This window comes from Clostridium gasigenes (genome assembly GCF_017348895.1).
Taxonomy (GTDB): domain Bacteria; phylum Bacillota; class Clostridia; order Clostridiales; family Clostridiaceae; genus Clostridium; species Clostridium gasigenes.
This window is the reverse complement of sequence record NZ_CP071376.1, coordinates 2,854,558-2,874,399: the sequence shown is the minus strand read 5'-3', so window position 1 is coordinate 2,874,399 and position 19,842 is coordinate 2,854,558. Positions and strand designations below refer to the sequence as shown.

Here is a 19,842-nt window from a genome sequence, read left to right as displayed (position 1 = left end):
GTGTAAAATTTCACATCAATTAATAATTTCTAGTTATTTCTTGAAATTGATTCAACTGCTGATTTAATCTCATCTCTCATTCTAATTGATTCTTCTCTTGCACAAAGAGCAAATTCTTTATCTCTTCCTTCTTTTTTATAAGCTAGAAGTATTCCTCTTGAAGAATTTACTACTCCACCATTTCCATTATTTAAATACATTGCTACATCGCAAGCTTTTCCACCTTGAGCTCCGTATCCTGGTATTAAAAAGAACATATTATTAAATCTTTTTCTTATTTCTCTGCCTTCCTCAACATGAGTACATCCTATAACTCCACCAATTGGTGAATATCCACAATCTGCAATCATATGTTTACTCATTTCTGTAAGCTTATCCCCAACTATTGTATAAACCTTTCTTCCATCTATTGTGTCCAAGTTTTCTATATCTTCTGCACCTTTATTTGAAGTTCTAACTAACGAGAAAACTCCTTTGCTGCCAGTTTCCATATAAGGAAGGTAGGGCTCTATACTATCCATCCCCATATATGGGCTTAATGTTATGAAATCTGCTTCAAAATCCCCTTCAAAGTGAGCCTTTGCATATTGCGTTGCGGTTGCTGCAATATCTCCCCTTTTTATATCTGCTACAATTATAGCGTCCTTTTCTCTAAGGTACGCTAAAGTTTTACTATATGCCATAAGTCCTTTTAATCCTAACGCTTCATAATATGCTATTTGAACTTTGAAACAAGCTACTACATCTAATGTTGCATCTATAATTTCTTTATTAAATTGAAATATTGCTTCTTCTTCACATCTTCCTTCAAAAACATGTGCTGGTATGTATTCAAGTGCTGTATCAAGACCAAGACATACCACCCCTCTTTCTTCAACTCTAGCAAATAGTTTATCAATTATATTTATTTTCATAATAAACACTCCTATCTTTTATATAAAATTCTTCCGCCCTTAATTGTAGAAACTACTTCCCCATAAAATTCCATACCTTCAAAAGGAGTGTTTTTTCCCTTGGAATGAAATTTTGATGAATTAACCTTAATCTTTTTATCTAAATCTAATAGAACCAAATCCCCATCCATTCCTATACTAATTTTACCCTTATTCATTCCGAGTATTTCAGCTGTCTTCTTAGACATTATTTCACTTAATTTATTTAAATTTATTACACCTGATTTAACTAATGCTGTATAACAGATAGGAAACGCTGTTTCAAGTCCAACCATTCCCGGCGACCCCTTTTCCTTATCTTTCTCTGTATGTGGTGCATGATCTGTTCCAATACAATCTACAAACCCAAGTTTAATTGCTTTAATTATTGAATCTACATCTTGTCTTTCTCTTATAGGAGGATTCACTCTATAATTACTTTCCTTTGTGGTTAAGTAAATATGATGTGGTGTTACTTCGCAAGTAATATTCTGATATTCTTTTTTAGCTTCAGTAATATATTCTATTGCTTCTTTTGTGCTTACGTGGCACATATGAAGTCTTGCTCCTGTTTCCTTTGCTAAAGCTATATCTCTAAGTGTCATCATATTCTCTGCTAGTCTCATATCTATTTTTGAAAATTTATGATCTTCTGCATGAGACATTATTATCCAATTGTTTTCCTTAGCCTTTTCCATTGCTTTAAACATTATCCCAGAATCCATTACTCCAACACCATCATCTGATATTGCTTTAATTCCTCTGTCATCTTTAAACTGATCTAAATGTGTTAAATCTCGTCCCTCAAAACCTTTTGTTACAGATATGCATTGGTGTACATCTATCAGGTTCAATTCCTTCACTCTATTTCTAACATTTTCTAGAACTTCTTTATTTGAACATATAGGAACTGTATTTGCCATTAAACAAGCCCCTGTATATCCACCTCTTAAAGCTGCTCTAGATGCTGTTTCTATATCTTCCTTATAAGTTAAGCCTGGTTCTCTAAAATGAGCATGTGTGTCTATAAATGAAGGCATTAAAGTTAATCCTTTTGCATCTATAACTTTTACCCCTTCTTTAGATAATGATTTTCCTATTTCATTTATTATTCCATTTTCAATATAAATATCTCCAAGGAAATTTTGAATGCAATCTACAATTTGTGCATTTTTAATAAGTAAATTCATTTTTACACCTCTTTAGCTTATGACTTCTGATAATTTCATTATATGATCACAATATTCACACCTATAAGTACCTTTTTCACAATTAACTAGTTTAAATGTATGTGCCACATATTTTTCATTCCCTGTAATACATCTTGGATTATTACATTTCAAAATATTTTCAACTATCTTTGGCAACTCAGGTTTAATCTTTTTAGTTCTTTTTTCATTTCTCACTTCATTTATAGTAATGTTTGGTGATAAAAGACTAAGTATTGTATAATCTATATCCATGCAATCTTCTATTTTTATTATGTCCTTTTTTCCAAGTCTTTTACTCTCTGCATTTATTATTAATGCAACCTGGTTACACCTTTTATCTAGATTTAAGTATCTAAATATTTTAACTCCCATTCCAGCTTCTATATGATCTATAACCAACCCATTTTTTATACTTGTTATTTCTAGCAATTACATCACCCCCAGAAGTTTTACTATTAAAGCCATTCTTACATACATTCCATACTCTGCTTGTTTAAAATAAGCTGCTCTACTATCATAATCTACTTCCATTGCTATTTCATTTACTCTTGGAAGTGGGTGCATAACTATCATATCGTCTTTAGCCACACTCATTTTTTCCAGGTCTAATATATAACTATCTTTAAGTCTTAAGTATTCTTCTTCATTAAAGAACCTTTCTTTTTGTATTCTTGTCATATACAAAATATCAAGCTCACCTATAACTTCTTCTAGCCTTTCAACTTCTTTAAACTCTATGTTATTTTTACTTAATATCTCTTCTTTAATATACTCTGGTATCTTTAATTCTTTTGGTGATATTAATATGAATTTTATATTTTCATATCTTGACATTGCTTTTATTAAGGAATGTACTGTTCTACCATATTTTAAATCTCCACAAATACCTATCGTATGACCAGTTAACTTTTTCTTTAAGATTTTTATAGTTAATAGGTCTGTTAATGTTTGAGTTGGATGTTGGTGTCCACCATCTCCTGCATTTATAACTGGTACTGATGAATATTTACTAGCAACCCTTGCCGATCCTTCTTTTGGATGTCTCATTGCAATTACATCTGCATATATAGATACCATTTTAATTGTGTCTGCTAGTGTTTCTCCCTTTGACGCTGAACTTGAATTTGGTTCTGAAAATCCAAGAATATTTCCACCAAGTCTCATCATAGCTGCTTCAAAACTAAATCTTGTTCTTGTGCTAGGCTCATAAAATAATGCTGCGAGTATTTTCCCATCACACATATGCGAGAATCTTTTTGGCTCTGCAATTATTTCCTGCGCCAATTTAAATATTTCATCTAATTCATAAATTGAAAAATCCATTGGGTCTATTAAATGTTTATTTATCATTTTCATCTCTCCTTTTTAACATCGCGGTGTTAACTTTAAAGGTATAAAGGCTTAAAAAAATAACAAGTCACATCCCGATTTAATTTTATTTATAAAAAAAATGCCTCCCTATTTAAAGGAAGGCATAATAATTACAACGGTATCTCATTAATGTAACTTCCTTGTTAATATCTCGTATTAACTTAAAGGCTATTCTATTTTTGTAAGAATAACATTTCTATCATTTATTGTCAATGTAAATTAATGCCAATTATTCATTATATTATCCCACATCATTTTCCCGCACTTGGCAAGAGTAACAGTTCCATACACGCTATTTGGTATATTAGTTGATAACACACTAAAGGTAAATGTGCCTTTCGAAAGCCTAATTAATGCAGTATCATTTTCCACTCCTTTTTTATCTCCTGTTTTACTTGAAATCTCATACTTTAAATCATCTGGAATATAAAGTGCTAATTTATTTTTAATTTGTTGTCTTGTTAATATATCAACTAACATCTCACTATTTTCTTTATTTAAATATGAAGCCTTATATAAATGTCTCCATATTTTCGATAAATCACTAGCTGTAGTTATATTTTCAATATCACTATTATTGTTTCTTTCATCAGTTGTTTTTCTATTTAAAATTGTATTCCTAAGTCCCATTTCCTTAAGATCTTCATTTATTTGCTTAATACTAACTATATCAATAATCTTATTTGTAGCGGTATTATCACTTTGAATCAGCATGGCAACTAAAAGTTCAAATACAGTGTATTCTCTTTCGTTAAACTCATGAATTATCCCTGTTCCGTAAACTTTATCTTCCCCATTAATTTTAATTTTATCCATAAAATCTACTTTGCCATTTTCAACAGCTTTTATTAAAGAAATAGATATAGGTAATTTCATACATCCTGCTGCTACCATTTGAACGTTTTCATTATATCCATAAATAAAGCCACTCTTTAAATCTTCAAAGAAAAATCCGTAAGTTCCTATTCTTGATTCTAAGTATCTTTTTATTTCTTTCATAATAATACCCTCCAATTTTTATCTCATACTCTCTCTGTAATTAAATTATATCATATTGTCAGAAAATTTTGAAGTATTAGCAAAAATTTTTTATTAATACTTTAAATCTATATTTTATAATTTCTAACACTCTACTTAGGTTATCTTAAAAGAATAATAAATCAACATTCACATCACCTTTTCTTCTTGTTTTTTTTGCAAACGCCTAAAAAAAAGAGAACTACTAACGTAATTCTCTTTTGATTTATTATATTAATCTGCAAATGAAATTCCTATTTTCTTAGCTATTTTAACTAACTCGCCTTCTGGATCAACTAATTTAGACTTTTGACCTATAACATTTTCTAAACTATCGCTTGAAAGTTCATTTCCCTTTAGACAAACCATTTGTCCAAACTTACCTTCATTTATTAATTCTACAGCACCTACCCCATATCTTGTTGATAATATTCTATCAAAGGTTGAAGTGTTTCCACCTCTTTGGATATGACCAAGCACTGTACATCTTACTTCTTTCTCTGGCATTAATTTTTCTAAGTCATCTGCAAGCTTGTTACCTATTCCCCCAAGTCTTATTGGATCTGGGCTATCAGCTACAATTTTAGAAACTACAACTTCCCCATTTTTAGGTTTTGCTCCTTCAGAAACAACTATTATACTAAATTCTCTGCCATTGTCTTCTCTATCTTTAATTTTTTTTACAATTTTATTTATATCATATGGTATTTCAGGTAAAAGAATAACATTAGCTGCACCTGCAATACCTGATTCTAAAGCTATCCAACCTGCATTTCTTCCCATAACTTCACAAAGCATAATTCTATGATGTGATTCTGCTGTAGTATGCAGTCTATCTAAAGCTTCTGTTGCAACATCAATTGCTGTGTTAAATCCAAATGTTACATCTGTTGAAGCTAAATCATTATCAATTGTTTTAGGGACCCCTATAACTTTAACGCCCATTCGCGCAAAATCTCTAGCCGAAGTTAAGGTTCCATCTCCGCCTATGACAATTAAAACATCAACGCCTTCTTTTTTCATATTTTCAACTGCTATATCCGATACATTTTTCTTAATCTTAACTCCATTTTCTTCTACTTGATAATCAAATAAATTATCTTTATTTGAACTATATAAAATAGTTCCACCTCTATGAAGTATTCCAGATACGCTATCAAGAGTTAGAGAAACATAATCATTATTATATAATCCTCTATAACCAAATTTATAACCAATAACTTCCATGCCATAATTTACTATTGCTGTTTTTGTTATTGCTCTAATTACTGCGTTTAGTCCTGGACAGTCACCACCACCTGTTAATAAGGCTATTTTTTTAATTTTTTGTGTCATTTCAGAATTCCCCCTTTACCCAATATAAAAGTTTTTCGAATTAATTTTATCTTTTAAATTTTCTGTCTATTTTCTCTATTAAAAGATAATATTTTTCGACAACCTAATGCAATTGCTTTCAAAAATTTTGATTAACTCTTCTAATATATGATATCATAAAGATTTAAAAGTGAAAAGTAGATTCCACTTTTTATTTATCTTTTTTTAATTTTTGGTAATTTGCCCAATAGATAGCAAATAAGGTTTCGCATAAAATGCGAAACCTTATTTATAATTTAGTGATTTGAAAATAACTTACATTGTAAGTGTTACTATTCCGGTTAGTGATAACCCTAATAAAACTATACCTGCAATAATCCTGTAAATAGCAAATATTCTCATTGGCTTCTTCTGTAAGTAGCTTATGAACATTTCCATAACTACAAGTGAAACTATAAATGCAACTACAAAACCTGAAATTAATGCTACTGCATAAGTTGGGTTCATAATTGAATAATCAAATTTAAATAAATCTAAACCTGACGAACCTATCATAGCTGGTATTGCTAGGAAAAACGAAAACTCAGCTGCTACTGGAGTTGATATTCCTGAAATCCATCCTCCCATTATTGTTGAAGCACTTCTTGACATCCCTGGCCACATAGCCAAAACTTGGAAACATCCAACTTTTAAAGATTGCATTGGAGTTAGATCAAAAACATCTACTGTCGGTTTCTTACCACTTTTTGATGTTTTATTTCTAAATCTATTTTCTATAACTAATAATAATATACCCCCAACTATAAACCCAACAACTACCGCTGAAGGTTTAAATAGTGATTTTATAGACTTATAAAATAATAATCCCATAATAAGTGCTGGCATTGATGCTATTATTACGTTAATTCCAAATTTAAATCCCGTTTGTCCTTTTTTTCCGCCTGTAAATATAAAAATGAAAAATTCAGATATAGCTCCACTCAGCTTTTTCCAATATAAAACTACAACTGCTAAAATTGCTCCTAATTGTATAACAACTTCAAACATAGATGCAAATTCTTGAGCCCCAGGCCCCCCATTATGAAAACCTATTAAACTTCCAAATAATATCATATGTCCTGTTGATGATACAGGTACAAATTCTGTTAACCCTTCTACTATAGCTATAAATATAGCTTTAAGTATATAAATTAAATCTAATCCCATATATTAAAAACCTCTCTTTCAAATTAATTAGGTATTTTTAAAACATATATAATTATACATTTAATATTATATACTGTCCATCCATTATTTACTTTTTTCTTCTACATACTCTATTTCAATAGAGCTTATTATATTTGCTCCATCTATTGATAGTTCTATAATATTAGCTCCATTTACTAATTGTAGCTCATAGTATTTTTCAACTTCTTTAAATTCTCCATTATTTTCTCTTATATAGTATTTATTCATTATCTTTCCATCTTTAAACCCACCAACAATATAGTTTTCAGATTTCACTTCGCTATCTTCTTTATTATTTTCTTTTTTCATTAAAATAATATATGCTTTTTCATCTACTCCAATTTTAGTATCCATTGGATCTTTTTTAAACAGTTCCTCATTTTCTGTAAATATTGTTGGTGGAATATAGCTATTATTTAATTTTATATTTATATTTCCCTTATCTTTTATATATGTAATATAGCTATTGCTTTTTTTCATTTCAATAGAGTTATCTATATTTATAGTATATGTATCTAATACCTTTTTTAAATCTTTTATGTATTCTTTACTCTTTGTATTTCCTTTGTATACCATACTTTTATCTAGTTTTGTCATTATTTCTATAGAGCTACATGGTATTCCGTCCTTTTCTATATATCCTCTATTCCTAAAGTCTATCATTACCCATTTACTATTTTCATTAGACCAGTATTCAACCACATAATAACTTGCTTCTTCATCAGAGCCTTTCTTTACTTTTTCAAATTTTCCAACTCTAGCTTTTATATCTATTGTTAAAAGTAAATCTCTAGTTATTATTGCCATATCCCTTTGTGATACCTTCTTAAGCTTAGCTTTTTCTTGTAATATATCAAAAGCATTAATTCCCTTTGAATCTGAAACATCATCAAACTCTACCACGGTATTTACAATATCAATAACCTTTAGTACTTTACTTACTTCACCTTCTTCAGTTGATACTAATTCATTTGCTTTATAAACATTATCTAATGCCTTTACTTTAGCATCTTTTTTTTCTCCATAATACATATTGATATTATTCTCATTATAAATATTATTCCATACTTTAATTTCCAATTTAGGTTTATTTCTATTATTTATAAAAAATACCCCTACTATTATTAATATTGTTAATAATATAATGATTTTTAAAGCTTTACCTTTTTTTCTCATAAATTTATTCCCCTTTTTTAGACTTCTAAAATAATAGAAGTCTTAAGTAATATAAAATATCTTTCTAAAAATAACAAGTCATGTTTTAGTCTCTCTTGACTTGTTATTTTATTTCAGTTGCCTAATCAAAAAATGAAAACTCTGGAACTATTAATTTTGCTTCATTTCCTATGTTATATTCATCATATAAAGTCTTTGCTTTATGATAATTTTTTATTATTGTATTTTTTGTTTCTTCATCCATACTATTATTTATCCCCTCATAAGCACCTTTGATATTATCCATACCTCTTTCTATATCCCCTTCTATTGAAATATAATAACAGCCTGCATTATTTAAAGTTAATGCATCACTTTTATCCTCCCCATAAGCAATTCTTATACTTTCAATAGCCTTATCATTTTGCCCTTGGTTTAGATAGATAGTTCCAAGTGTTCTGTGATATTTAGAAACAGCTCCATTTATTTCTATTGCCTTATTTAAATATTTTATTGCACTATCTATATTTTTATCTAACAAATCTAATGTTGCTAAATTATAATATATTTCAGAATCATTAGGATTCATTGCTGCTGCTAACTTATAATATCTTCTGGATTTTTCATTATCTATAGAGTTGCCCTCATAATATTCTGCAATTTTAATCATTATATTGTAGTTAAATGGTTCTTTTTGAAGAGCTGTTATAAAGTAACCTTCGGATGTTTTGTTTTTTTCTTTAGCCATCATTATTTTTGGCATTAGAAATCCATAATTATCAGGGTAATCTTTATTGGCTAATATACTCTTTTTACAAAGTTCAAAAGCTTTATCATAGTTTTCAGATTCAAAACTTTGCCATGCAGCAATATGGTAACCAGCATATGAATTTTTATCATTATTTATAATATTTTCTAAAATAGAATTTGCTTCTAATTCATTTCCCGTATTTTTATATACAGTTGACATCATAACCTTAAGTGGAATTTCTCCCACATCTTCATTTTTAATTTCTTCTATAATATCATTTGCAAGATTTGTAGTTTCAGGTAACATTGAGTAAACCTTCGCTAACCACATTTTATAACTTAGTTCCTCTGGATTATCATTAACTAGTTCTGTTAACTTAGTTAATATTCCATCCCTATCATAAGCTGCAAATTGAGTTATAACATCAAAGACCTTTATTTCATTTTTATCTTTATTAAAAGCTTCATTTAATAACTTAAAACCATCATCCCAATTATCACTTAACATATTCATTTTAGCTATCAAAGCTAAGTCATATGCAGATTCATTATGTACTTCATAATTATCTATCATTTCTTTAGCTTTATCTTTTTGTCCATCTACCATATAAATAGTGTACATAGTTCTCATTAATGTCTTATCTTTTCCATTATCTTTTATAAATTGTTCTCCAAGACTTAATGCTTGTTCATATTCTTCATTCATAAAATATGTAAATACTACAGAATTAATAAATTCTTTATCTTGAGTTTCATACTTTTTTCTATCCTTACTTGATAAAATTTTATTTCTCTTAAGCGTTGCCTTTCTTAATAATTCATTAGACTTTTCAATTTCACCTTTAATTGAATGTATTTCTGCAATCTTCACCTGCCAAAATGGCCATTTTTCACCCTCTTGTAACTTTTCATATTCTATTATAGCTTGTTCATAATTATTATTATAAAATGCTACTTCTGCTTGATTAGCTTCAATAGTAGTAACATCTCCATTTAATGCACCTTTAATTGATACCAGTATAACTAACACTACTAATAAAGATCCGAATATTATTAAAGTCGGTTCTATATATGGTGATTTCTTACAACCCACATTATAGCATGCTTTTACCTTACTCCCTATTCTCTTAATAATTAATTTAAATTTATCCATACCTACCTCCTTAGCTCCCTACTCGATTTTACTTAAAACTTTCACTTAATTATTTATTGTATCAAATATATTTTACTTTTACAATTATGATTTCTTTCTTATTTACTAAAAAATACTATTTAACACTATTTTTATTAATATAACTCCATAAAACTCGGCTTAATTAAAACTATTTATTCTCAAAAAAATAACAAGTCAATCTGCTATTGTAGTATAAAATATACATCGCATCTTGACTTGTTATTTTTTCCAAGCTCCCTTATATCATATTAAGCTTGTAATTGAATAGCTTCCTGAACTTCTTGATTTTCTAACTTTTTTAAAAGTTCTACGTAATCTTCCGGTTCTACAATTGTTATAATAGTCGTTTTTAGTAGTCTCATGGCTTTTTTCAGCATTACAATCGCTTCTTCATTTTCTCCTCTTTCTATTAACAGTAAAGAATAGAAATATAAAGTATCCGGAATATTAGAAAGACCTTTAGCTAAAGCTTCAAAAATAGCTCCTGCATCTTCTTTTTGACCATTTTTATAAAGATTTATAGCATAAATTGATTTTACTAGAATATCCTCTTCAAATTTATCATAAGCTTCCTTTGAAAATTCTAAACTTTCAGCTATATCGCCTTTAATAGTCTTCATATAAGCTATTGTTGTATATAAAGTATTACTTTTATCTTTTTCAAAAGGTACTTCTAAAATTTCAATTGCTTTAGTTACGTCACCTTTTTTCCATTCAATCAAAGATTTAATCATTTGAATGTCAACTAAGTCTTGTCCCTTAAATGGTTTGTATTTTTCTCTTCTTTTAAGAATTTTATTTAAAACTCTATCTGCATCCTCAACATAACCATATTTAATTTCGCAATATACATAACTTCTTATATATTTCACTTTTGAATTAGTTACTTTAGCTGCAGTTTTGTACCAACTTACTGCTTTATTTGGATGATTATTGCTTACTCCAAGGTTACCCATGAATCCACATAAGAAATCACGATGTGCTACCATTAAGTAAATCCAATACCCCCACATAAACATCCCACCAAGAATTGGCTCAATTACAAAAACTATAATACATATTGCTGCAAATATATAATCTAAAGTTAGATACTTCTTCAGCTCAATTTTTTTCCCCATACCTATCACTCCCCTATATTATTAGTATAATTTCCACTTATACAGTATTATACTATAAATAACATAAGTTTTGTAATGGTTTTAATAAATATTCTTAATCAATTCTTGTCTACTACCTTTTGTTCTAATATTGCAACTAACTTATACATAATAAATGCTATAAACGATAATATAACTATGCTCATCATAACCATATCTAATTGAGATATTTGTCCTCCATACACAATTAAAAATCCAAGACCTTCTCTTGCAACTAAAAATTCCCCCATTATTACTCCAACCCAAGATAATCCTACATTTATTTTAAGTGCAGATATTAAAACAGGTATTGTTGCTGGAACTACAAGATATTTTAATGTTTGATATTTTTTTGCTTGAAAAGTCTTCATTAACAATATTTTGCCTTTATCCACTTCATTAAACCCAGTAAGGATACTTATAATTGTTGTTACTATAGAAATTAATAATGTAATAACAATTATTGCAGTTGTTCCATTCCCTACCCAAAATATAACAATTGGAGCAAGTGCTATTTTAGGTAATGCATTTAAAACAACTAAATATGGATCTAATACTTTTGCAGTAAATGGACAGGACCATAAAACTATAGCTATACCTGTTCCAAGTACTGTTCCCAATGTAAATCCAATTATAGTTTCATAACAAGTAACCAATATATGATTTACTATAGTTCCTTCTTGTGCAAACTTCATGAATGAATTAACTATTCTTGTAGGACTTGAAGTAAGAAATGGATCTATTAAAGAAGTTCTTGCTGCAACTTCCCATAAAATTATAAACACCGCTAAAATAGTCACTCTAAAAACTGTAAGTTTTATTTTTTCTCTTTTAACACTTTTTATATAAGCTTCTTGTTCTTTACCCATTATAATTATCAAGCTCCTTCCATAGTTCATTAAAGTACTTATTAAACTCAGGCTCTTTCCTTTTTCCAAATGGAGTTGCATTTATATTTTCGAATTTTATATCTATGTCTTTTTTAATTTCAGCAGGTCTACTTGTTAAACAAATCACTCTACTAGATATTGCTATGGCTTCCCCTAAATCATGGGTTACCATTATTGCTGTTTTACCTTCCTTTTTAATAATTTCACTTACTTCATCGCAAACTTTTAGTCTAGTTTGATAATCTAAAGCTGAAAAAGGCTCATCTAAAAGTAATACTTCTGGGTTTAAAGCAAGAGTTCTAATTAAAGCTACTCTTTGCCGCATCCCACCAGATAATTCTGCTGGCTTATGACCTTTAAATTTAGCTAAGTCATAATTAGTTAATAGTTCATCTGCCCTCTTTATATTTTCCCTAGTTAATACTTTTTTAATTTTAAGACCAAGTAGAACATTCTGCCAAACTGTTAACCAATCAAATAAATAATCCTTTTGAAACATATATCCCATTTTATCTAATCTATTCTTTACATTTTCATCATTATAAATTATTTTCCCACTTGATGGAGTTAAAAGACCACTTATAATGTTTAACAAAGTAGATTTACCACAACCTGATGGACCTATAATACTTACAAATTCCCCTTTTTCAATGGAAAAGCTTAAATTTTTAATTGCTTCTGTTTCTCCCTTGAGAGAATGATATATTAAATTAATATTTTCTATTTCTATTAAACTCAAATTTTACACCACCTTTCTATATTGTATGTAACTAAGGGAGATTCAAAAAACAACTAATTAGATTCTTATCTATTTTCTTTCATCTCCCTAATGTAGGAAAGGCTTAGCCTTAAGGCACCTTCAAAAATATGCATGTATTTTTACTCATTATTTTTTAAATGCCTAATTTAATATTATTTATTTTTAGTAGCTTTATCTGCAAAGCTATTATCAACTATTTTTTCAAAGGATGGTCTTTTTGGAATTAATTTTTCATCATAACTTTCTATAATATCCATTAACTTACTAATTTTTTCTTCTTCAATTCTTGGCTCAGTTGCTAATGCATTAATTTCTTTATAATTTGAAATAACCTTTACTATAATATCTTTTTCAGTTCCCGGGAAATATTCTATTATTGCATCTGCGATTTCTTCGTTGCTATTTTCAATAACCCATTGTTGCCCTTTATAAATAGCTTTTGTGAACTTTTCAATTATTTGTGGATTTTCATCCATGTAAGATTTACTTGAGAAGAAACATGTATAAGGAAGTTCTCCTACCTCATCTCCAATCGATGCTACTATTTTACCAGTGCCCTCTTTTTCAAGCATTGAAGCTGTAGGCTCAAACAAAGTAACGTATTCGCCAGTTCCAGCTTTAAAAGCACCTGCTGTTGCTGTAAAATCTAAATTAGTAACTAAGTTAACATCCGTTTTGGGATTTAATCCATGTTGTTTTAATACATATTCAAAAGACATTTGTGGCATCCCACCAGGCCTTCCCCCAATTAGTTCTTTACCTTTTAAAGATTCAAATTTAAAATCCGATTCTTCAGTTCTTCCAACTAAAAATGCTCCATCTCTTTGAGTTAACTTTGCAAATAAAACTGGATAATCTTCTCTACCTTGATTATTTATATAAATTACTTGTTCTGGTCCACAAAAACCAATATCTGCATTTTTACTTAGTACTTGTTGCATAGTTTTATCAGCACCCTGTCCAGTTGAAAGATAAATTTCTAGTCCTTCTTCTTCAAAGAAGCCTTTATTTATTGCTGCATACATTGGAGCATAAAATACAGAACGAACAACTTCATTTAACTTAACCTTCGTTAATTCTCCACTTTTATCTTTAGTACAGGATATAAAGCTCATAGTTAACACTCCAATAAGCGCTATAACTGCAGTTATTTTAGTTAATTTTTTTTTCACACTTTCCTCCTACCACTTTCGTGTAATAAATTGTTTATATTACTCATACTATGTTTTTACTACTTAAAATGTTATAAAAATCGATATTTCCTCACTACTATAAATTTAAGCTAATTTGCTATATAAAACGTTGTCCATTCTTAAGTATGCAAAAAACACGTACTTTTATCTAACGTACGTGTTTTTATAAACTTTCTATTAACTTCACTATGTTTATCTAATTAAAAATTCATTTTTTGAAGCAATTCTAATATTTAATAAATAGTAAATGATTACTTAACATAATTTATTTATCTATCATTTACTATTAAAAGAAAAAGTGCTAAATTAGTATATAATACTAAGGAGGATATTTTTTATGAAAATTTTTAGAGAAGCACTTATTATTCTGTCTATTTATCTAATAGGAGAAATCATTTCAAAGGGTTTAAGTTTACCTGTTCCAGGTAATATTATAGGTATGATTATATTATTAACACTATTATGCAGTAATATTATTAAACTTGAAAAAATAGAAACAATATCATCATTTTTTTTAGATCACCTTGCTTTTTTCTTTATCCCAGCCGGAGTTGGTCTTTTAACATCTTTTGATATTATTAAATCTAGTTTAATACAAATATTGCTTATTTGTATTATTTCAACATCAATTATAATTGCAGTTACAGGATTAATAGTTCAATGCCTAGTTAACCGTAGTAATAAATCTAAATTAGGAAGAAGTGATAATTAATGAATATTTTAACAGACAACCTATTCTTCGGAATTGTAATTTCCCTATTAGCTTTTGAATGTGGTTTATATATTTCTAAAAAAACTAAATTCCCACTTTTCAATCCATTGTTAATTTCTATCTTAATGATAATTACTTTCCTAGTAATATTTAACGTAGATGTTGATAAATATAATAGTGGTGCTAAATTTATTAATATGTTTTTAGGACCTGCTACAGTAATTCTTGCAGTTCCACTTTATAAACAAATTAACCTTTTAAAAGAAAATTTTTTACCTATAATTATAGGTGTTTTAATAGGAAGCTTAGTTGGAATTATCTCTGCAATATTTCTTTGCTTTATTTTCGGACTTAAAAATATATTAACAATATCTCTACTTGCAAAATCCGTCACTACTCCAATAGGAATAGAAATAACAAATCAACTAGGAGGACTTGTTCCTGTAACTGTTCTTTCAATTATTATTTCAGGTATTGTAGGTGCAGTAGTTGGACCATCAATTTGCAAACTATTTAAAATTAAAAACAAAATAGCTGTTGGTATTTCAATAGGTACTGCCGCTCATGCAGTTGGAACAACAAAAGCACTAGAACTTGGGGAAACAGAAGGTGCAATGAGTTCACTTTCAATTGGCATTGCAGGTCTTACAACAGTATTCTTAGCACCTTTATGCTTTAAACTTATGAACATCTTACCTTTTTTTGCAAAATAAATTTTAACTAGCGTAAAAGGTGTTTTTAAGGTTATAATTAAAGATACTATGAGTATTATAATAATTCAAAACAAAGGAGAAATATATGAATACTTCATTTAAAGATTTAAATTTAAATCAAAACTTAATAAACGGATTAGAAAAGCAAGGAATAACCATCCCAACAGATATTCAAACTTTAGCTATTCCAGCTGCTTTAGAAAATAGAGATGTTATTGCAGAATCCCATACAGGTAGCGGTAAAACTCTAGCTTTTCTTACACCTATATTTGAAAAAGTCAATACAGAAAAAAGAGAAATGCAAGCATTAATTTTAGCTCCAACTCATGAGCTTGTTATGCAAATTGAAGCTGAAGTTAAGTTACTTGCAGAAAACTCAGGGATGCCAGTTACTACATTAAGTATTATTGGTGATGTAAATATCGATAAACAAATTAAAAAAATTAGAGATACTAAACCTCATATAATTGTTGGTTCTCCAGGTAGAGTCTTAGATCTTATACGAAAGAAAAAAATAACAGCCCATACTATTAAAACTATTGTTATAGATGAAGCTGATAATTTACTTGATAAAAATAATTCTCAAGTAATCCAAGATATAATAAAAACTACAATGAGAGATAGACAATTAATGATATTTTCAGCAACTGTAAGCCAAAAGACTTTAGAGCTAGCTACTTTATTAATGAAGGAACCTGCTGTTTTTAAAGCTGAAGGCACAGCATCACTTAACCCAAACATTAATCATGCATATATTGTTGCAGATAGAAGAGATAAGTTTGATACACTTAGAAAGTTACTAGCTGCTGCAAATGCAGAAAAATCAATTGTTTTTGTTAATAACAGTACTGAATTAGAAATTGTTACACAAAAATTAAATTATCACGATAGAGCAGCTTTTAATATTTCTTCTCATGTTTCAAAGGAAGAAAGACAAAGAGCTCTTGAAAGCTTTAGATCCGGCAGAATTAAAATATTAGTTTCTTCTGATTTATCAGCAAGAGGTCTAGATATTCCAGGAATTACTCATGTATTTAATCTTGATTTCCCTGTTAGTGCAAATGATTATCTACATAGAGCTGGAAGATGTGCTAGAGGCTATGGCTTCGGAAGCTGTGTTTGTATCGCAAACAACAAAGAAGTTGCAGCAATTAGAGTTTATGAAAGAGAATTTAACATTCAAATAAAACCAATTAAATTATTTGGAGGATCAGTTCAATATGTTGAAACTGTTCAAGCAACACAATCAGTTGAAACTACTAATTCTACTGAAAATATAGAATCAGTTGAAGCTACTAAATCTGTAGAATAAAAATAAGACTAGAAGTTAGATTTCTCTAACTTCTAGTCTTATTTATTTTCAGATTCCTTACTTAGATATTTTCTTTCAAGCGCCTAAGTTTTTTTATTGTATAAATTCTATTTTCCAATTAAAGTATCCACTTTCTTCATTTTTCTCATACCTAAAATATGCACTAAAGGTATTTCCCTTTTTACTTTTTAAATTTCTAAATCCTACTTTTCCATTTTTTAAAAGTAACTCAACCATTTCTTTGGTTACCGTTTTATTAAATGAAGTTATATACTTATCATCTTTCCAAATGGTATATTTACATCCGTTTTTCCAATTAGAGCATCCAAAACTTTTTTCGCCTTCTATAACAGAATTTTGGCAAATTGGACACTTCCCTATTTCTTCTGTACCTTTTGGCAGTTCTACTTTAAATTTATGAAGTAGTGAATTATCATTTTTTATTGCTTCAACAGAACTTCTTGTAAATTCACATATTAAGTTCATAAAATCTTCTTTCTTAAACTTACCTCTTTCTATATCAGATAATGTCTTTTCAAGTCTACCTGTATATTCTAAATCTAAAAGTTCTTTTGCTGGAAAAATCTCTACTATTGTTCTACCTAGTTCTGTAGTAATTAAATTTTTCCCTTTTGTGTTTATATATCCTATATCATTAAGTTTCTTTATTGTTTCTGCTCTAGTTGCTGGAGTTCCTATACTAAATCCACTTAATATAGCATTCATCATTTCTTCTGAATCTGAATCTTCTCCATCCTTAAAACTCTTACCACAGGTTTCCATAACTCTAAGCAATGTTTTTTCAGTATGATTTTTAGGTGGTTTCTTAGTTACTGTGTTTACTTTACTATTTGTAACTAAAAGGCTTTCATTTTTTTCTACTAAAGGTAATATAGTATCTTTAGTTTCTATTTTTTCAACTACTCTCCATCCCTCTACTATCTGAACCTTACCTTTTGCTATAAATTCACCTGGTATTTTTTCATTATGAACCTTTAATACTATTTTAGTTTCTTCAAACTCTGCCACAGGCATAAATTGCATTATAAATCTATTTTTAATAGCAGTATATACTTGATCTTCTTCTTTGCTTAAATTATTTGGTTTAACATAAGTTGGAGTAATAGCACTATGACTCTCAACCTTAGAACTATCAAAAACTCTTTTTGTTTTTACAAACTTAATTTGATCCTCATAAGGTAACCCCTTCTTTAAGGTGTTTAAAACCTTTTTAGCTTTGTCTTCTAAACTCTCATCTAAAACAACACTTGCAGTTCTTGGATATGTTATAAATTTCTTTTCATATAGTACTTGTGCTACTTTAAGAACCTTATCTGAAGTCCATCCTTTATATTTGCTTGTTATGTAACCCTGTAAATTTGAAAGGTTAAATAGTGCTGATGGATATTCTCTCTTTTTTTCTATTTCTTTATCAATGACTACTCCGCTTTTTTCTTTTAGCTCCTTGCTAATTAAAGTTAGATATTCTTTTTCATCAAATTTTTCACTATTCTTTTCGTAATATAAACTTTCAAATTCTATATTACTTTTAGACTTAAAATTAACTGATAATTTATAATATGTAGTTGCTTCAAAATTTTCTATTTCTTTATCTCTATCATAAATAATTTTTAATGTTGGAAGCAAAACTCTTCCAATATTTATTATTTTATTATCTCCAAATCCATATCTTAATGTGGCAACAGAAGTTAAATTAATCCCTATAATCCAATCTGCTAATTGTCTTCCAATTCCGGCATCTTGAAGTGGTTGCATTTCACTATTAGGCTTTAAATTTGCCATGCCCTTTTTAACCTCATCTTCAGTCCACTCATTAAGAAGTATTCTGTATATAGGTTTCTTTACTTCATAATGTATAAATAATTCATCTGAAATAACTTGCCCTTCACGGTCAAAATCTGTTGCAGAAATTATTCCATCTACATCATTTCTATCAATTAACCCTTTTATAATATTTAATTGTTTTTCTGCACCTTTATCTACAGTAGCTCTATTGCTACTATCTTGCTTTATTTTATATTTAAAGTCTTCAGGAATAAATGGAAACTTATCCATTCTCCACCCCTTCATACTTTCATCATAATCTTTAGCATCAAATAATTGTAATAAATGACCAAAGGCCCAAGTAATTAAATATTCCTCACCTTCAAAATATCCATCTTTTCTATTCTTAATTTTAAAAGCATCTGCAATATTTTTGGCAACAGAAGGTTTTTCTGCGATTATAACTTTTTTCATTAGCACTTACCCCCATTCGCTCTGAACAATAAAATAAACCTTCTAAAAAGAAGGCTTACTTTATTATACTATATTTTTTCCTACATTTCATTAAGAACCCAGATAAAAAAGTTTAATACTCCAGCATATGCTACCCATATTAAATATGGTATTAGTAAAAGTCCTGCTATTTTATCAACTTTTATAAACTTTATAAAAGTTATTAATATGAGAACAAGTAAAATTATAAGTACTATAAATGAAATTCCATATAACCTAAATGTAAAAAATATAAAGCTCCACAGAAAATTAATCATTAACTGTAGTAAATAAAAGAAATACCCCCCCTTATCATCTGCTCCTTGCTTGTTTCTCATAAATATTCTATAAGCTGCAATTCCCATTAATATATAAAGTATTGTCCAAACTATGGGAAAAACTATTGCTGTTGGAGTAAAAAATGGTTTTTTTAACATTTCATATGTATCTATTGTATTCCTATTTAAATATCCTACAACAAATCCACCTAAAACAGGAATTAAAATATTTATTAAAAGGGGAATTATTTTAAATTCTCCATTTACTTTAAATATATTAAACTTTCTTTTTTTCTTAAGGGGCCTTGGTACTTTAGGTATTTTTACTTTATCTTTATTTTCTTTTTTCATACTTCACCTCAACAATGGATCTTTTTAAAAATAACTAGTCATATTTTGGTCTGTTTTGGCTTACGCCTT

General features: G+C 28.6%; 18 protein-coding genes. 3 read left to right on the top strand and 15 right to left on the bottom strand.

The window, feature by feature from the left end:
• Positions 1-29: 29 nt before the first annotated feature.
• From pyrF to J1C67_RS13285, 13 genes are all read right to left on the bottom strand, one after another.
• Complete coding sequence (pyrF, locus tag J1C67_RS13345; protein WP_167867097.1) at positions 30-914, bottom strand: orotidine-5'-phosphate decarboxylase; 885 nt, start codon at positions 912-914, stop codon at positions 30-32.
• Between the two features lie 11 nt (positions 915-925).
• Entirely contained in the window at positions 926-2,122 is a 1,197-nt protein-coding gene (locus J1C67_RS13340; RefSeq protein WP_167867098.1) for a dihydroorotase, read from the bottom strand.
• A 12-nt stretch (positions 2,123-2,134) separates the two neighbouring features.
• A complete protein-coding gene (locus J1C67_RS13335; RefSeq protein ID WP_167867099.1) occupies positions 2,135-2,572 on the bottom strand; it encodes an aspartate carbamoyltransferase regulatory subunit in 438 nt (145 codons plus the stop codon).
• Positions 2,573-3,499, bottom strand: coding sequence for an aspartate carbamoyltransferase (pyrB, locus tag J1C67_RS13330; RefSeq protein ID WP_167867100.1), 927 nt, complete (start codon positions 3,497-3,499; stop codon positions 2,573-2,575). It lies immediately after the preceding gene.
• Between the two features lie 234 nt (positions 3,500-3,733).
• Positions 3,734-4,513 carry a serine hydrolase gene (locus J1C67_RS13325; RefSeq protein WP_167867101.1) on the bottom strand — a complete coding sequence of 260 codons (780 nt, stop codon included), beginning with the start codon at positions 4,511-4,513 and terminating at the stop codon, positions 3,734-3,736.
• Positions 4,514-4,765: 252 nt separating this feature from the next.
• Entirely contained in the window at positions 4,766-5,866 is a 1,101-nt protein-coding gene (locus J1C67_RS13320) for a 6-phosphofructokinase (RefSeq protein WP_089965461.1), read from the bottom strand.
• Between the two features lie 294 nt (positions 5,867-6,160).
• Entirely contained in the window at positions 6,161-7,051 is an 891-nt protein-coding gene (locus J1C67_RS13315; protein WP_167867102.1) for an undecaprenyl-diphosphate phosphatase, read from the bottom strand.
• An 84-nt stretch (positions 7,052-7,135) separates the two neighbouring features.
• Positions 7,136-8,248 (bottom strand): hypothetical protein, encoded by a 1,113-nt coding sequence (locus J1C67_RS13310; protein WP_167867103.1) that lies wholly within the window; start codon positions 8,246-8,248, stop codon positions 7,136-7,138.
• A 121-nt stretch (positions 8,249-8,369) separates the two neighbouring features.
• On the bottom strand, positions 8,370-10,130 hold the full coding sequence (locus J1C67_RS13305; RefSeq protein ID WP_167867104.1) for a tetratricopeptide repeat protein: 1,761 nt from the start codon (positions 10,128-10,130) through the stop codon (positions 8,370-8,372).
• A gap of 269 nt (positions 10,131-10,399) precedes the next feature.
• A complete protein-coding gene (locus J1C67_RS13300; RefSeq protein WP_167867105.1) occupies positions 10,400-11,269 on the bottom strand; it encodes a tetratricopeptide repeat protein in 870 nt (289 codons plus the stop codon).
• Positions 11,270-11,367: 98 nt separating this feature from the next.
• The gene (locus J1C67_RS13295) at positions 11,368-12,156 is read right to left on the bottom strand and encodes an ABC transporter permease (RefSeq protein ID WP_089965449.1); all 789 of its coding nucleotides are present in this window, start codon (positions 12,154-12,156) and stop codon (positions 11,368-11,370) included.
• Positions 12,149-12,916: an ABC transporter ATP-binding protein gene (locus tag J1C67_RS13290; protein ID WP_089965447.1), complete on the bottom strand. Its 768-nt coding sequence runs from the start codon at positions 12,914-12,916 to the stop codon at positions 12,149-12,151. Before J1C67_RS13290 ends, J1C67_RS13295 begins: the two co-directional genes overlap by 8 nt.
• Before the next feature lie 173 nt (positions 12,917-13,089).
• Positions 13,090-14,052: an ABC transporter substrate-binding protein gene (locus J1C67_RS13285; RefSeq protein WP_167867166.1), complete on the bottom strand. Its 963-nt coding sequence runs from the start codon at positions 14,050-14,052 to the stop codon at positions 13,090-13,092.
• A 415-nt stretch (positions 14,053-14,467) separates the two neighbouring features.
• Between J1C67_RS13285 and J1C67_RS13280 the strand changes: the two genes are divergently transcribed.
• From J1C67_RS13280 to J1C67_RS13270, 3 genes are all read left to right on the top strand, one after another.
• Complete coding sequence (locus J1C67_RS13280; protein ID WP_089965444.1) at positions 14,468-14,842, top strand: CidA/LrgA family protein; 375 nt, start codon at positions 14,468-14,470, stop codon at positions 14,840-14,842.
• Positions 14,842-15,555, top strand: coding sequence for an LrgB family protein (locus tag J1C67_RS13275; protein WP_089965442.1), 714 nt, complete (start codon positions 14,842-14,844; stop codon positions 15,553-15,555). The genes J1C67_RS13280 and J1C67_RS13275 overlap by 1 nt, the downstream gene beginning before the upstream one ends.
• 85 nt (positions 15,556-15,640) lie before the next feature.
• Positions 15,641-16,867, top strand: coding sequence for a DEAD/DEAH box helicase (locus J1C67_RS13270; protein WP_167867106.1), 1,227 nt, complete (start codon positions 15,641-15,643; stop codon positions 16,865-16,867).
• A gap of 93 nt (positions 16,868-16,960) precedes the next feature.
• Here J1C67_RS13270 and J1C67_RS13265 read toward each other — a convergent pair whose 3' ends face one another.
• Positions 16,961-19,126 carry a type IA DNA topoisomerase gene (locus J1C67_RS13265; protein WP_167867107.1) on the bottom strand — a complete coding sequence of 722 codons (2,166 nt, stop codon included), beginning with the start codon at positions 19,124-19,126 and terminating at the stop codon, positions 16,961-16,963.
• 80 nt (positions 19,127-19,206) lie between these two features.
• Positions 19,207-19,773, bottom strand: a complete 567-nt coding sequence (locus J1C67_RS13260; protein ID WP_167867108.1) for a TspO/MBR family protein — start codon at positions 19,771-19,773, stop codon at positions 19,207-19,209.
• Between the last annotated feature and the right edge of the window lie 69 nt (positions 19,774-19,842).